The following is a 15,708-nucleotide window of genomic DNA, read 5'->3' as shown; positions in this document are numbered from 1 at the left end:
GACAGCATGACGTTTCCGATCCTGCGTCGGGTGGCCCTGGCCGCTGCGCTGATCACCGCCGCAGCCGTGCTGCCGGGCCTGCCCGCGTACGCCGCCGGAACCGGCGCCATCGCCGGCACGGTGACCACCAGCACCGGCGCCGCCGCGCCCGACGTGGCCGTGCAGGTCTACCTCTACGACAACGGCGACACCGAGGCCGTCGGCTGGGCCACCACCGACGGGCAGGGCCGTTACCGGGTTTCCGGGTTGACCACCGGGCTGTACCTGGTCGGCTTCCAGCCGCCGGAGGGGCCGCAGCAGTTCCATCCGCAGACGTTCGATTTCGCCGCCGCCGAGCACCGGTCCGTCTCGGACGGTGCCACCACCACCGTCGACGAACTGCTCTCCCCGACCGGGGTGATCAGCGGGGTGATCCGGAACGCCGCCGGCACACCGGTCGCGGGTGTACCGGTCACCGTCGAGGGCGCCGGCACCGTACTGGTCACCCAGACCACGACCGACGCCGACGGCCGGTACCGGGTGGTCACCGCCCCGGATTTGTACATCGTCTCGTTCGAGCCGGTCACCGGAACCCAGCAGCGGCAGTTCGTGCCGGGCAGCCTGACCTACGAGGCCGCCGGGGTGTTCGACCTCCGGGCCGGTGGGCAGCTCACCGCCGACGACACGGTACTGCCGACCGGCACCCTGGCCGGTCGGCTCACCACGGCCAGCGGCGGCGCCTCGGTGGGTGCGGCGGTGACCGCCACCCCGGTCGACGGGCACGACTTCGTGACGGTACTGACCGACGCGAACGGCGAGTTCAGTCTGCCGCTCTTCGCCACCGGCTACGTCGTCTCCTTCTACCGGGACCGGCTGACCCAGTACTACCCGGGCACGACGAACCACGCGGACGCCACCGAGGTCCGGGTCGTGGCCGGGCAGACCATCCGGATCACCGACAGTTGGCTGGGGACCGGGGCGGTACGGATCACCGGGGTCGACGCGGTCAGCGGTGCGCCGGTCGCGGACTTCTGCGTGGAGAGTGCGTGCAGCAACGGCACCGGGAAGGTCACGGTCACCGGGCTGCCCGCCGGCACTCAGCGGTTGAACGCCGACCCGGCGGACGTGCTGCACTTCGACACGGACCTGGACGTGCAGGTCCGGGCGGACCAGACGGTCGACGTCACGGCCCGGTTCGCGCCGGGTGCCGCGATCAGCACCCGGGTCGTCGACCGGGCCACCGGTAACCCGGTCTCCGGCGTCTGTCTGCTGCCCATGCGGCCGAAGCGGGTGGACATGCCCGACGGTGTCGGCGAGTGCAGCGACTCCGCCGGCCGGATCACCGTGGGGCCGTTGCGGCAGGACACCTACCGACTGTTCGCCTTCCCCCGGAACAAGCCGGGTTACGGTCAGCAGTGGGTGGGGCCGACCGGCGGTACCGGTGACGAGCGGCTGGCTGCCGCCGTACCGGCGGTGGCCGGACGGGTGACCGCCGCACCGGAGGTACGGCTCGACCCGGCCGGGGTGATCGCCGGCAGGGTCACCGACACCGCCGGGCAGCCGTTGGCCGGGCTCGGCGTCGGGATCCTGCCGAACACGCCGGGCGTGCACAACCAGGCGGAGACCGGGGTCGACGGCCGTTACCGGCTCACCGGGGTGGGGCCGTACGCCTGGCCGGTCACGATCGAGGGTTCCGGCCACAGCCACTGGTCGGGGGGTACCGGCGACCGGTACGCGGCCAGCACCGTCACGGTGACCGCCGGAGCGACCGTCACCTACGACACCACCTTCCGGGGCGCGGTGACCATCACCGGCACGATCAGAAACCAGTCGGGTGTGGCGGCCGGGAACGGTCGGATCCTCGCCCACAACGTCACCACCGGGGACGTGATCGGTTGGGGCACCGTCGGCGACGGGCGGTACAGCGTTCCGGCGATCGCCGGACAGTCGGTGTACCTCACCTGGTCCGCGGAGTTCGGCGGTGTCATGCGGTCCGGTCAGTACCCGGAGCCGGCCAGCGTCCGTTCCACCCGGCCGGGTGGGCCGACCCTGGCGACCGCCGGTTTCCCGGTGCCGTCGACCGGGCCGCTGACGATCGACATCACCGTCCGGACGAGCTGAGAGCGACCGGCAACAGGACCGGCGGGGTCGGTGGCACCGTCCACCGGCCCCGCCGTCGTCATCACCCCCTGCCAGCCTCCTGTCCACCGGATCCGCCCCCGTTGTCCACAGGATCCACCGGTTATCCACAGGTTGTGCACAACCGGTGGACAGATATCCACAGCCCCTGTGCAGAACGGTCGTACTTGACAATTGCCGCTGGTCGGTGAGACTCCCTCAGGTGGCCGACCCCACCGATCGCCCGGTCCGCCCGGCCGTCCCGGCCGCCCGGCGGACCCGGGTCGTGCTGGCCGACGCCACCCGCTCGCGGACCGGCCCGGGGCGGACCCGGAGCGAGCTGGCCGAGCAGACCCGGGTCGGCGACGCCCTGGTCCGGGGCCTGGTCCGGGCACAGCTCGCGCTCGCACTGCGACTGTCCCTGGTCGTACTGATCGGGCTCGGCGGTCTGCCGCTGCTCTTCGCGGTCGCCCCGGCGGTGGGCCGGGCCCGGCTGCTCGGGGTACCGCTGCCCTGGCTGCTGCTCGGCGTGGTGGCGTTCCCGTTCCTGGTCGCGGTGGGTTGGGCGTACGTGCACCTGGCGGAACGCAACGAGCAGGACTTCACCGACCTGGTCGAACGGCCGGAGCGCTGAGGTGGCCAACCACTTCGTGGTACCGGCGCTGGTGGCGGTCACCCTGGTCACCGTCGCGATCGGCTTCTACGGGCTGAAACTGGCCCGTACCACCTCGGACTTCCTGGTGGCGTCGCGCGCGGTCAGCCCGACCTGGAACGCGGCGGCGATCGGTGGCGAGTACCTCTCCGCCGCGTCCTTCCTCGGCATCGCCGGCCTGATCCTCAAGTACGGCGTCGACGTGCTCTGGTACCCGGTCGGTTTCGCGGCCGGGTACCTCGCGCTGCTGCTCTTCGTCGCCGCCCCGCTGCGCCGTTCCGGCGCGTTCACCCTGCCCGACTTCTGCGAGCTGCGGCTCGGTTCGCGTCGGCTGCGCAAGCTCGCCACCGGGTTCGTGGTCTTCATCGGCTGGCTCTACCTGGTGCCGCAGTTGCAGGGTGCCGGGCTCACCCTGACCACGGTCACCGGGGCGCCGTACGAACTCGGGGCGCTCGTGGTCGGGGTGGTGGTGACGGCGAACGTGGCGCTGGGCGGGATGCGGGCGGTCACCTTCGTCCAGGCGTTCCAGTACTGGTTGAAACTGACCGCGCTGGCGGTACCCGCGATCTTCCTGATTCTGCACTGGCAGGCCGACGGCCGCCCGGCGGTGACCCCACCCGACGGGCCGACGTTCCGGACCGCGACCACCGTGGTGGTCGAGCAGGCCGCGACCCTCACCCTGGCCGACGGTGCGGTGATCGAGGTACGCCCCGGCGACTCGTTGAGTTTCGACGCCGGTGACCCGGTACCGGCGGTGGCCGGACTGCCCGGCCCGGACGGGCTGGACTGGCTGCTGCCGGACACCGCCGGGGACGACGACCGGGGGCTCTTCGCCACCTATTCGCTGATCCTGGCGACGTTCCTGGGCACCATGGGGCTTCCGCACGTTCTCGTCCGGTTCTACACCAACCCGGACGGCGGCGCGGCCCGCCGGACCACCCTGGTCGTGCTCGCCATGGTCGGCGCGTTCTACCTGCTGCCCACCCTGTACGGCGTGCTCGGCCGGATCTACACCCCGCAACTGCTGGTCACCGGGCAGACCGACGCGGTGGTGGTGCTGCTGCCCGGGGCCGCCCTGGGTGACGGCACGCTCAGCCGGCTGCTCTCCGCGCTGGTCGCCGCCGGGGCGTTCGCGGCGTTCCTCTCCACCTCCTCCGGCCTGCTGACCAGCGTGGCCGGGGTGATCTCCACGGACGTGCTGGGGCGCGGCTCGGTACGCGGGTTCCGGCTGGCCACGCTCCTCGCCGGGCTGGTACCCGTGCTGCTCGCCTTCAACCTCCGCGACCTGGACGTCTCCCAGGTGGTCGGGCTGGCCTTCGCAGTCGCCGCGTCGAGTTTCTGCCCACTGCTGGTGCTCGGCATCTGGTGGCGTGGGCTGACCGACCTGGGGGCCGCCGCCGGCATCCTCGTCGGTGGCGGGGCGGCGGTCGGCGCGGTGCTGCTCACCGTGCTCGGTCCGGCGCTGCACGGCTGGCCGGCCACCCTGACCGCCCAGCCGGCGGCCTGGACGGTGCCGCTGGCGTTCACCGTGATGGTGCTGGTGTCGGTGGCGTCGCGGCACCGCGCACCGGCCGACGTCGGCGCGACCATGCTGCGCCTGCACGCCCCGGAGGCGCTGCGGCTCCACGTCAAGTAGGTGGGTAGGTAGTCCGCCGGGCGGAGAACGAGTAGTCGTTGCTCAGGCCCAGCCAGGGACGTCGATGGTTGCCTGTATCCGTGGCCGGGACCGGCCAGCTGATCCGACCATCGAAGGACCGACGATGAACCGCCGCAAGATCCTGCTCGTCACCGCTGCCATCCCCGCCGCCGGGGTGCTCGCCCGATCCGGTCCCGCCGCTGCGGCCCCCTGGCCGGAACCGCCGATCTCGGTCGCCGTCGAACCGCTGGAGGCCGGCTCGGTCGCGTACGCGCCGCTCGCCCCGGAGTTCGCCGGGGCGCCGGGCGGGGGCAAGCTGGTCGTCCGGCTGCGGGTGACGAACACGGGTACCGAGGTGCTCAACGTCACCGGGATCACCTTCAGTTTTCCGGGCAGCAGCGTACCGAACAAGATCATGCAGGGCGTCGACCTGCTCTTCGACGTCGATGTCGACGACGACGGCACGAAGGACGGGCCGGAGTTCCAGCCGGGGCAGAGCAAGTGGTGGTCCAACGGGGGCGTCACCCTCGCCGACGACACCAAGGTCAAGAACCAGGTCTACCTGCCGACGCCCATTCCCAGCTCGGTGACCATCCAGATCACCTGCGACGGCTACCTCTTCGCGTACCAGGTGACCCTGCCGTTGACCCCCTACAAGGTCTCGCACCGGTTGCCGATCGACGTCGCCGACCTGCGTCCGGGCGAGTGCCTGAAGTCGGCGGGCGACCACTGGGCCACCGGTGGCGCCGCCGGCAGCCAGATCTACGCGCACGACGTCGGGGTGGTCGGCTGGGACGGCGCGAAGTGGACCAGCCTGCTGCCGGGTAAGGACGGCACGGCCAACGAGCACTTCCGGGGCTGGAACGTGCCGATCCGGACGGTCGCCGACGGTACGGTCTGGGCGGCCGTCGACGGCATGGCGGACAACACCGTCCTAGGCAGCCTGCCCGTGCCCACCCCCGACCCGGTGGGCGGCAACTCGGTCTGGATCGCCCACCCGGACGGCACCATGACCTGGTACACCCACCTGCGCAACGGGACGGTGACGGTGCAGCAGGGGGACACCGTGGTCGCGGGGCAGATCCTCGGCCGGTTGGGCAACTCGGGGAACAGCTCCGGCCCGCACATCCACCTGGAGACCCGTAGGCGCAGCGACACGCTGCGCAACCCGCTGCGGCCGATGCTGTTCAAGGATGCCTGGCTGTTGGAGATGACGCAGGGCACCCCCTGGGACCCGGACTCCAACCTCTGGGTACCGGCCCTCAACCGGGCCCTGCCGCCGAAGGAGATGCTGATCTGGCCGTCGGGCTGGCACCCGACCTGGTACCCACGGGGCAAGGCGGAGCTGGTGCTGCCGGGGATCCGGAGCACCGACTACCAGACCGTCTTCAACCGGGCCACCGAGGCCGGCTACCGGCCGGTCTGGGTCGACGCCCACGAGGTCGGCACCCAGGTCTTCTTCAACCTGATCATGCGCCCCGAGGACGGGGTGCCGTGGGTGGCGAAGCACGGCATGGACGGCACCGCCTACCAGAACGAGTACGACCTGATGCGCGAGCAGGGGTACCGGCTGATCAACGTGACCAGCTACGTCGACTCGGGCGTGCGGTACGCGGCGGTCTGGCGCAAGCAGGGTGGCCCGGAGCTGCGGGCGTACCACGGGTGGAGCGCGGCGGCCCACAGCACCGAGTACGCCAAGCTGGTCGCCGCCGGGTACCACCCGGTGAACATCTCCGTCGTCGCCCCCGGTGACACGCTGAAGTACACCGCTCTCTACCTCAAGGAGAACGTCGGGGTGTTCGAGGCGCCGACCTTCCTCGACGCGGCCGGTTACCAGGACGCCTGGAACACGAACACCCGGGCCGGACGTCACCTGGTCTACCTGAACGCCTACCAGTACGCCGGCAGCTACCGGTTCTCGGCGGTCTTCCAGCAGTACGCGGCCGGCAGCGGCGGGACCGCCGGCCAGCACCACCTGGACGCGAACGCGCTGACCACGGTGTTGGAGACCCGCGCCCAGGCGGGCATGCTCACCCGGGTGCTCGCCGGCTACAACCGGGGCGGGACGGCCAACTACGGGGCCGGTTGGCGGCGCGCCTGACGCAGCCGGGTTCCGTGCACCGGGCGGGGTGGGTCGGCAGGTCCGGTCCACCCCGCCCGGTGTGCCTCGCGTCCGGGTGGGAAGTCAGCAGGTCTCACAGCGGCAGGAGCGAGGTGATCCGAGTTGGCGGCACAACGGAGACCGGCCGGTACCGAGGGCCCCCAGTCCGTCGGCCCGTGGGGTAGCGCCGGCGGGATCGACCGCGACGCCCCGTGGGGCGCGGGTGAGGACTCACCCATGGACGAGGGCAGCGAGGAGACCGCGGTACCGCCGGGACGGCGCGGCGAGCGGCGGGCCGGCGCGCGGAGCGCCACCACCGACCGGCACGGGTTCGGACCGGTGGAACCCACCCGGACCCCGGCGGCCGGACCGGGCGCACCACCCGACCCGGCGCCCTCCCGGCGGACCTTCCCGGACGACCGCGCCGGTGGTGATCTCGCCGACAACGCGCTGGAGGAACAGACCGGAATGCATCCGGAGGGCCGCCCGCCGGCCCGGTGACCTCTGCCGTTGTTCTCCTGCTCAGGGAGGACGACACCTCGTTCCGCCGTCCGAGCCGGGTACGGCGCACGGCGGCTACCGTCGGACACATGACTGGTACGGAGCACGCCGCCCTCGCGTTGCGCGGGCTGGTGAAGCAGTTCGACGGCAAGGTGGCCGTGGCCGGTGTCGATCTCGACGTACCGGCCGGCTCGTTCTTCGGCCTGCTCGGCCCGAACGGTGCCGGGAAGACGACCACCCTCTCCATGGCGGTCGGCCTGCTCCGCCCCGACGCCGGTGGCGCCTGGGTGCTCGGCCACGACGTCTGGGGCGACCCGGTGCAGGCGAAACGACTGTTCGGGGTGATGCCCGACGGGGTGCGCCTCTTCGACCGGCTCACCGGGGCCGAACTGCTCGCGTACCACGGTCTGCTGCGCGGGATGGATCCGACCGTGGTGGACCAGCGGGCCACCGAACTGCTCGACGTGCTCGCCCTCGCCGACGCGGACCGCACCCTGGTGGTCGACTACTCGGCCGGCATGAAGAAGAAGATCGGCCTGGCCTGTGCCCTGCTACACGGGCCGCGACTGCTGGTCCTGGACGAACCGTTCGAGGCGGTCGACCCGGTCTCCGCCGCGCTGATCCGCGACATTCTGCACCGGTACGTGGGCGGGGGCGGGACGGTGGTCTTCTCCAGCCACGTCATGGAGGTGGTGGAGCGGCTCTGCACCCACGTGGCGATCCTCGCCGAGGGGACCATCAAGCGGGTCGGCACCCTGCACGACGTACGCGGCGACCGGTCCCTGGAGGACGTCTTCGTCGAGGTGGTCGGTGGCCGTACGGCGACCGGTGAGGAGCTGGCGTGGCTGTCGAGGTGACGCCGGTGGGGTCGGCCGGGCCGTTACCGCCGGTCGGGCCACCGGTCGCGGCGCCCTCGCCGGAGCCGCTACGGCCGGTCGGTGCCGGACACTTCGTCCGGCTCAAGCTGCGGGTGATGCGCAACAACTTCCGTGGTCAGGGTTGGCGGATCGCGCTCTACGTGGTCGGCGCGCTGTTCGCGCTCTGGTTCGCGGTCTCCGGGTTCTTCCTGTTCGCCGCACCGGGCCTGGCGGACAGGTCGGACTTCGCCGTGCTGGCCGCCGCCTTCGGTGGCGGGCTGCTGGTCCTCGGCTGGACGCTGCTGCCGCTGGTGCTGTTCGGGGTGGACGAGACCCTCGACCCGGCCCGGTTCGCGTTGCTGCCGTTGACCCGCCGGACCCTGGTCACCGGCATGTTCGCCGCTGCGCTGGTCGGTATCCCGGCGGTGGCCGCGTTGCTCGCCACCAGCGGCCTGGTGGTGACCGCCTGGCTGCTCGGCGGCTGGTCGGCGGGGCTGGTCACGGCGGTCGGGGTGGTCGCCGGTCTGCTCCTCTGCGTCGCCGCGAGCCGGGCGGTGACCAGTGCCTTCGCCACCATGCTCCGGTCCCGCCGGATCCGGGACCTGGCGGCGATCCTGTTGGCGGTCCTCGCCGCCCTGATCGGCCCGCTCCAGATCGTCGTACTGGCTGCCGTCCAGCGGGCGGACTGGGACCAGTTGGCCGGGGTGGCCGACGTGGTCGGCTGGACCCCGTTCGGGGCGGCGTACACCGCCGGTATCGACCTGGCGCAGGGCCGGGTCTGGGCGGCACCGGTCAAGCTGCTGATCACCGTACTGACCATCGGGGCGCTGCTGTGGTGGTGGTCCCGGTCGCTGGAGTCGGCCATGGTGGGGGCCGCGAGCGGCGGCACCGCAGCGAAGCGCCGGCAGGCTGCGGGTACTCCGGTGGCACAGCTCTTCCCCCGGATCGCCGGTTGGGTGCGCCGGGACCGGTTCGGCGCGCTGGTGGCCCGGGAGGCCCGGTACTGGTGGCGGGACGCCCGGCGGCGGGCCAATCTGATCACCATCGCCGTGGTCGGTGTCTTCGTGCCGGTGATGGTGAACATCGGCAGCCAGGGACTGGTCGGCGGGGAGCAGGACTTCTCCGCCTCCCCGACCACGGTCACCCTCTCCATGGTGTTCGTGGGGGTGCTCGCCTCGGTGACGCTGGCCAACCAGTTCGGCTTCGACGGCAGCGCGTACGCGGCGAACGTGATCGCCGGGGTGCCGGGGCAGGTGGAGCTGCGCGCCCGGGCCGTCGCCTTCTCGCTCTACGTGGTCCCGTTGCTGGTGGCGATCAGCGTGATCGTCGCGGTGGTACTGCGGGAGCCGGCCTGGATCGGCGTGATGGCGGGTTCCCTCTTCGCCGCGTACGGCGCCGGGCTGGCGATCAACGTGTTCGTCTCGATCCTGGGGGCGTACGCGCTGCCGGAGACGAGCAACCCGTTCGCGGTGAACAGCGGGGCCGGGGTGGCGAAGGGCCTGCTGACCATGGTGTCCATGGTCGCCTCGGTGGGGGTGACCACGCCGATGGTGGCGGCGACCGCCCTTCTCGGCGGGATCTGGTACTGGCTGGCCCTGCCGGTGGGTCTGGCGTACGGCTTCGGGGCGGCCGTACTCGGCACGTACCTCGCCGGGGACGTGCTGGACAGGCGGATGCCGGAGCTGCTGACCGCGGTGACGCCACGCCGCTGACCGGCCGTCCGGTCGTGCTGCTCGCTGCGGTCACCCGTGCCGCCGAACTGGCCCGACGCGGCTCGCTGCGGTCACCCGTGCGGCCGGACCCGTCGGACCTGACCGGGGTGTCCGGCGGGCGACAGCGTGCAACCCGTGGCCGGGGCACGGGGTGTGGGGCCCAGACGTCGCCGTAGCGCACGGCGGCGCGGTACGGGGAGGGCGCCATCATGATGGTGCGGTTGCTGGGCCCGGATCTGGGCCCACCAGGGCAGGCACCCCCGCCGGTTCCGACTGACGGATCCGGCTTCGACGAGTTCTATGCGGCCAATTTCCATCAGCTGACGCTCCAGCTCTATGCCTACACGGCAGACGTGGGCCAGGCCCAGGACGCGGTCCAGGAGGCGTTCAGTCGCGCCTGGGCCCGCTGGAGCAGGGTCGCGTCGTACGACAATCCGGCAGCCTGGGTCCGGCGGGTCGCGCTGAACGTGGCCAAGAGCCGGTGGCGGCGGTTGCGGGCGGCCCGCGCCCACGCCCACTTCCACCGGGAGCAGGTGGTGGAGGGCCCCGGTCCGGACCGGGTCGCACTGGCCCGTGCGTTGGCCGACCTGCCGGAGACGCACCGCCGCGCGATCGTGCTGTTCCACGTCGCCGACATGCCGGTCGACGAGATCGCCAAGCAGGAAGGGGTGTCGTCCGGGACGGTCAAGTCCTGGTTGCACCGGGGCCGGAAGACTCTCGCCGCTGCTCTGACGGACCCGGGGACGGAGCGGACCGATGCATGACGACCAGGAATTCCCGCAGCTCGAAACCGCGTTCGCCCGGTTCCGGACGGGCGGCCCGCTGGCCCTGCCGGCCGGGGCCGGTGCGGCGCGTACCGTGGCACGGCGGCGTCGGACCGCCGGGACGGCGGCAGCCGGGGCACTCACCGCTCTGGTGATCATCACTCCGGTCGCGGCAACGGCCTGGCCCGAGCCGGTGCCACCGCCACCGGGGGTCGACGTGACGACCGGGCCACCGACCCCGTCCGTAGCGCCCACCGGCGCGCCGACCGCGTCACCGACGGGTACGCCGACCCGGGGTGCAACGGTCCCCGGCGGGCTGACGCCGGCGGCGGTCCTGGGTGACGTGACTCTTCGGATCCCGGCGTGGCCGGACCGGATGGCGAAGTCCTGCCGGAGCGGGCCGGTCCGGTTCAGCGACGGTCGGAACGAGGTCCCCGGCAACGAGTTGGTCATGAAGATCGACAAGGTGGTACCGGTCGACACCGACCGGGACGGCACCACCGAGACCGCCGCCCTGATCACCTGCTCGGGGCTGGAGAGCTACGCAGCAAAGGTGCTGGTGTTCGACCGCGACGCCGGTGGAGCCATCGTCACCCAGGGACAGGTGGTCGCCAGCACCGGCGACGTCGCCGCCATCCGGGGCATCCGAGCGGCTGACCGGGCCCTGGACGTGGAGGTGGCCGACTACGCCGGTGACGGTCTGCCGGACGACCTGGCCCAGCACCAGTGGCGGTCCTACTCCTGGGTCGACGGCAGGTTCCGGCAGACCGGCGGCCCGACCCGGTTCCCGGCCAACCCCCGGGTCACCGATCTGGCGCTGGGCGGGATGGACCCCCGGCTGCGCGCGGACGGTACGCAGCGGTACACCGGGACGTTCACCCTGCTCGTACTCAACAAGGGACCGCAGTTGGCCACTGCGCCGTACGTGACCCTCCGGTTCCCGTCGACCGTGACGGCCATCCCGCCGGCCGGCTGCCGGGGCGCCGTCACCGAACCCGGCCAGCTCTTCTGCCCGATGGACCAGATCAAGGCGGGCGGCATGGCGGTCCTGGAGATCGTCCTGTCGGTGGACCGGTCGGCGGTCGGGTCCGGCGCGATCGGCGACCTCTCGGCATCGGTGTACTGGGGGCCGGACCACACCGGCCGGTACCCGGAGCCGGCCGGCAAGGAGGGGAACAACCTTCGGACCTGGAAGATCATCGTCAGCGGGTGACCGGGGTCCGCGCCCCGTTCCTTTCATGGAGTCCGCCGCTCCGGTCCCCGGGGCGGCGGCACAATGTTTCACGTGAATCCAGAACCGGGCGCGGAGATCCACCACACCGACCCGTTCGCCACTCCGGTCGGCGAGCGCTCGCCGGTACGCCGACTGCGCGGCCGGCTGGCGGCGACGGTGACCCTCTGGACCGCGCCCGGTCCGGCCGGGCTGACCGTCTCCTCCACCCTCGTCGCCGAGGGGGAACCGGACCGGCTGCTCGGGCTGGTCGACGAGGAGTCGGACCTGTGGAGTGCGGCGTCGGCCGCCGGCCGGTTCGCGGTGGCCGTACTCGGCCCGGCGCACCGGCAGCTCGCCGACCGGTTCGCGGGGCTCTTCCCCGCACCGGGCGGACTCTTCGCCACCGGCGAGTGGATCCCGACCGACTACGGGCCGGTACCCGCCGACGCCGGGGGCTGGGTGGGCTGCCGGCTCGACGGCGCCCGGGAGTACGGCTGGGCACTGCTGGTGGAGGCGACCATCGAGACCGTCGCCCTCGCCGAGGAGGGCACGCCGCTGCTGCACCACCGGGGCCGGTACCGCCAACTGGACGCCTGAACCGTACCGCTCACCGAAGTGACACAGGTCACTCGGCGCAGCAGTCGTGCCGTTCGGCGCACCCGCCGACCCGGCCGCCCGACGGCCTTCCGGGTACGCCGCCCCGATCCATACCGTGCGCGAAACCCCCCACACCTGTGAAGGTGGTGATTCACGCATGTCTACGGATACCCCGGCATCAGCAGCGGGCACGTCCCACCGGTACGTCGCCGTCCAGGAGTCGGCGGAATTCGCCGGACTACGGAGGACCCTGCGCGGCTTCGTCTTCCCGATGACCGTGGCGTTCTTCCTCTGGTACGCGCTGTACGTGATCCTCTCGGCGTACGCGCGGGACTTCATGGGCACCCGGCTGTTCGGCAGCAACATCAACATCGCCCTGGTCTTCGGGCTGCTCCAGTTCGTCTCCACCTTCCTGATCGCGTGGCTCTACGCCCGGTACGCCAACCGGCGGATCGACCCGGTCGCCGACCGGATCCGCGCCGAGATCGGGGAGGTGACCCATGAACACGGTCCTCGCGGCTGAGGCCACCAACGGCACCGCCCGTACGCTGACCATCACGCTCTTCGTGGTGCTCGTGGCGGTGACCCTCGGCATCACCATCTGGGCGAGCCGGCAGACCCGGACGGCCACCGACTTCTACGCCGGTGGCCGGTCCTTCTCCGGCTTCCAGAACGGCATGGCGATCGGTGGCGACTACATGTCGGCCGCCTCGTTCCTCGGCATCGCCGGGATCATCGCCCTCTACGGGTACGACGGCTTCCTGTACTCGATCGGCTTCCTGGTGGCCTGGCTGGTCGCGCTGCTGCTGGTCGCGGAGCTGCTGCGCAACTCCGGCCGGTACACGATGGCGGACGTGCTGGCGTTCCGGATGCGGCAGCGACCGGTCCGGACGGCGGCGGCGGTCTCCACCATCACCGTGTCGATCTTCTACCTGCTGGCCCAGATGGTCGGCGCGGGCGCGCTGGTCGCGCTGCTGCTCGGCATCCGGCCCGGGACGACCTTCCTGGGCATGGACGCCGACACCGCCAAGGTCGCCACCATCATCCTGGTCGGCGCCCTGATGATCATCTACGTCACGGTCGGCGGGATGAAGGGCACCACCTACGTGCAGATCATCAAGGCCGTGCTGCTGATGGGCGGCACGCTGGTGATGACGCTGCTGGTCCTGGCGAAGTACAAGTTCAACCTGTCCTCGCTGCTCGGCGACGCCGCCGCCTCGTCCGGCAAGGGCAGCGCCTTCCTCGAACCGGGACTGCGGTACGGCGTGGAGGTGGCCGGCAACGCCACGCAGACCTTCTACAACAAGGTGGACCTGCTCTCGCTCGGCATCGCACTGGTCCTCGGTACCGCCGGCCTGCCGCACATCCTGATCCGGTTCTACACCGTGCCGACCGCGAAGGCGGCCCGCAAGAGCGTGCTCTGGGCGATCGGCATCATCGGCACCTTCTACCTGTTCACCCTGGCGCTCGGCTTCGGCGCGGCGGCCCTGGTCGGCCGGGAGGCGATCACCGCCCAGGACAAGGCCGGCAACACCGCGGCACCACAGCTCGCCCAGGCACTCGGGGTGGACTTCCTCGGCGGTGACGTGGGCGGTGCCGCGATGCTGGCGATCATCGCGGCGGTCGCGTTCGCCACCATCCTCGCCGTGGTGGCCGGGCTGACCCTGGCCTCCTCCTCCAGCCTGGCGCACGACTTCTACGCCAACGTGATCAAGAATGGCCAGGCGTCGGAGCGGCAGGAGGTGAACGTCGCCCGGATCTCCGCCTTCGTGATCGGTGCGGTCTCGATCCTGCTGTCGATCTTCGCGCAGAGCCTGAACGTCGCGTTCCTGGTCGCGCTGGCCTTCGCGGTCGCCGCGTCCGGCAACCTGCCGGCGATCCTGTACAGCCTGTTCTGGAAGCGGTTCAACACCTCCGGCGCGGTCTGGGCGATCTACGGCGGTCTGCTCGCGGCCGTGGTGCTGGTCTTCTTCTCCCCGGTGGTCTCCGGGGCGGCCACCTCGATGTTCCCGGACTCCGACTGGCAGTGGTTCCCGCTGTCCAACCCGGGCATCATCTCGATCCCGTTCGGGTTCCTCTGCGGCTTCGTCGGCACCCTGCTGTCGAAGGAGCGCGACGACGCGAAGTACGCCGAACTGGAGGTCCGCGCCCTCACCGGCGCCGGCGCCCACTGAGATGCAAGGAAGGGCCCCTTCTTATCGCATTCGGTAGAGGAAGGGGCCCTTCCTAACACCCGTGACCGGTGGACGGTTCCCGGTCGGGGTTCTGGGTAGGCTGACGGGCATGAAGGTTGCCCCTCGTTTCGGATCAGGTCACCGCGTACTCGTCTCCGGTGGGGCCGGCTTCGTGCCGTCGCACCTGGTGGACTCACTGATCGAGCGGGGCTGCACCGTCGTCGCCGTGGACAACTTCGTCACCGGTACCAAGGAGAACGTCGCCCACCTGGCCGACCACCCCCGGTTCACCCTGGTCGAGGCGGACATCTCCGAAGGGCTGCCCGACCACCACCCGGCCGTCGCCGAGCGGTTCGACGCGATCCTGCACATGGCCTCGCCGGCCAGCCCCACCGACTTCGCCACGCTGCCGGTCGAGATCCTGCGGGTCGGCTCGGTGGCCACCCTGCACCTGCTCGACCGCGCGGTGGCCGACGGGGCCCGCTTCCTGATGGCCTCCACCTCCGAGGCGTACGGCGACCCGCTGGAGCACCCGCAGCGCGAGACGTACTGGGGCAACGTGAACCCGATCGGCATCCGGAGCGTCTACGACGAGGCCAAGCGGTTCGCCGAGGCGTCGACCATGGCCTACCACCGGTACCGCGGGCTGGACGCCGCGATCGTGCGCATCTTCAACACGTACGGGCCGAGGATGCGGCCGGACGACGGCCGGGCGATCCCGACCTTCATCAACCAGGCCCTGCGCGGTGAGCCGATCACCGTGCACGGCACGGGGGCGCAGACCCGGTCGATCTGCTACGTCGACGACCTGGTGCGCGGCATCCTGCTCCTGCTCGACTCCACCGAGACCGGGCCGGTCAACTGCGGTACCGAGCACGAGCTCTCCATGCGGGAGCTGGCGGAGCTGATCGTCTCGCTCACCGGCAGCGACTCCCAGGTGAGCTACATCACCCGGACCGCCGACGATCCGGAGAAGCGCCGGCCGGATCTGACCCTGGCCCGGGAGCGCCTCGGGTACGCCCCGCAGGTCGCCCCGGAGGAGGGCCTCCGCCGGACGATCGAGCACTTCCGGCAACGACTGGCCTGACACCGGGCACCTGCCCGTGGCTGTCGCCGCGCCACCCGGCGACGCCGGTACCGCACCGTCCCACGACACCTGTGCCGCGGCGCCCGACGACACCGTCGGTGCGACCCGGGACGACAGTGGTCGGCGCTACGTACCCTGAGCTACATGTCAGCGACCTCGCCTGCCGGTTCCCCGCTCCCTGACGGCTCCCGTCGTCCGTTGGGCAGCTCCGCCGGCCGTGCCTCCGTGCCGGGCAGCCGGCCGCCGGCCGAGGGCCGGTCCCCCGGCCGTGACCCGTTCTCCGCCGCCCCGACCGGCGGCCGGGGGCAGGGCGGGCC

Annotated in this window: 12 protein-coding genes and 1 pseudogene; all 13 read left to right on the top strand. The window is 71.7% G+C overall.

All coding sequences use genetic code 11. The features are described from left to right. Positions 1-6 precede the first annotated feature (6 nt). The 13 genes and pseudogenes from GSF22_RS03765 to GSF22_RS03705 all read left to right on the top strand — a co-directional run bounded on the left by GSF22_RS03765 (position 7) and on the right by GSF22_RS03705 (position 15,391). Entirely contained in the window at positions 7-2,100 is a 2,094-nt protein-coding gene (locus GSF22_RS03765) for a carboxypeptidase regulatory-like domain-containing protein (RefSeq protein ID WP_208811310.1), read from the top strand. A gap of 220 nt (positions 2,101-2,320) precedes the next feature. Beyond that, positions 2,321-2,731 carry a hypothetical protein gene (locus tag GSF22_RS03760; RefSeq protein ID WP_307803701.1) on the top strand — a complete coding sequence of 137 codons (411 nt, stop codon included), beginning with the start codon at positions 2,321-2,323 and terminating at the stop codon, positions 2,729-2,731. 1 nt (position 2,732) lies between these two features. Beyond that, entirely contained in the window at positions 2,733-4,385 is a 1,653-nt protein-coding gene (locus GSF22_RS03755; protein WP_208811308.1) for a sodium/solute symporter, read from the top strand. Between the two features lie 124 nt (positions 4,386-4,509). After that, complete coding sequence (locus tag GSF22_RS03750) at positions 4,510-6,486, top strand: peptidoglycan DD-metalloendopeptidase family protein (protein WP_208811307.1); 1,977 nt, start codon at positions 4,510-4,512, stop codon at positions 6,484-6,486. Between the two features lie 237 nt (positions 6,487-6,723). After that, positions 6,724-6,987 (top strand): hypothetical protein, encoded by a 264-nt coding sequence (locus tag GSF22_RS03745; RefSeq protein ID WP_244366027.1) that lies wholly within the window; start codon positions 6,724-6,726, stop codon positions 6,985-6,987. Between the two features lie 89 nt (positions 6,988-7,076). Then, positions 7,077-7,844 (top strand): ABC transporter ATP-binding protein, encoded by a 768-nt coding sequence (locus GSF22_RS03740; protein ID WP_208811305.1) that lies wholly within the window; start codon positions 7,077-7,079, stop codon positions 7,842-7,844. After that, positions 7,829-9,556 (top strand): ABC transporter permease, encoded by a 1,728-nt coding sequence (locus tag GSF22_RS03735; protein ID WP_307803700.1) that lies wholly within the window; start codon positions 7,829-7,831, stop codon positions 9,554-9,556. The genes GSF22_RS03740 and GSF22_RS03735 overlap by 16 nt, the downstream gene beginning before the upstream one ends. 209 nt (positions 9,557-9,765) lie before the next feature. After that, on the top strand, positions 9,766-10,320 hold the full coding sequence (locus GSF22_RS03730; protein WP_439957737.1) for a SigE family RNA polymerase sigma factor: 555 nt from the start codon (positions 9,766-9,768) through the stop codon (positions 10,318-10,320). Then, the gene (locus tag GSF22_RS03725) at positions 10,313-11,533 is read left to right on the top strand and encodes a hypothetical protein (protein ID WP_208811304.1); all 1,221 of its coding nucleotides are present in this window, start codon (positions 10,313-10,315) and stop codon (positions 11,531-11,533) included. The genes GSF22_RS03730 and GSF22_RS03725 overlap by 8 nt, the downstream gene beginning before the upstream one ends. A 51-nt stretch (positions 11,534-11,584) precedes the next feature. Further along, positions 11,585-12,130, top strand: a pseudogene (locus GSF22_RS03720) (flavin reductase family protein); the annotation flags it as partial. Positions 12,131-12,287: 157 nt separating this feature from the next. Further along, on the top strand, positions 12,288-12,653 hold the full coding sequence (locus GSF22_RS03715; protein WP_208811302.1) for a DUF485 domain-containing protein: 366 nt from the start codon (positions 12,288-12,290) through the stop codon (positions 12,651-12,653). After that, positions 12,631-14,304: a solute symporter family protein gene (locus GSF22_RS03710; protein WP_208811301.1), complete on the top strand. Its 1,674-nt coding sequence runs from the start codon at positions 12,631-12,633 to the stop codon at positions 14,302-14,304. Before GSF22_RS03715 ends, GSF22_RS03710 begins: the two co-directional genes overlap by 23 nt. Before the next feature lie 109 nt (positions 14,305-14,413). Continuing rightward, positions 14,414-15,391, top strand: a complete 978-nt coding sequence (locus GSF22_RS03705; protein ID WP_208811300.1) for an NAD-dependent epimerase/dehydratase family protein — start codon at positions 14,414-14,416, stop codon at positions 15,389-15,391. Positions 15,392-15,708: the final 317 nt, after the last annotated feature.

This window comes from Micromonospora echinofusca (assembly GCF_017614955.1).
Classification (GTDB): domain Bacteria; phylum Actinomycetota; class Actinomycetes; order Mycobacteriales; family Micromonosporaceae; genus Micromonospora; species Micromonospora echinofusca_A.
The sequence above is the reverse complement of the archived record's forward strand: the minus strand, read 5'-3'. Positions and strand labels throughout refer to the sequence as shown.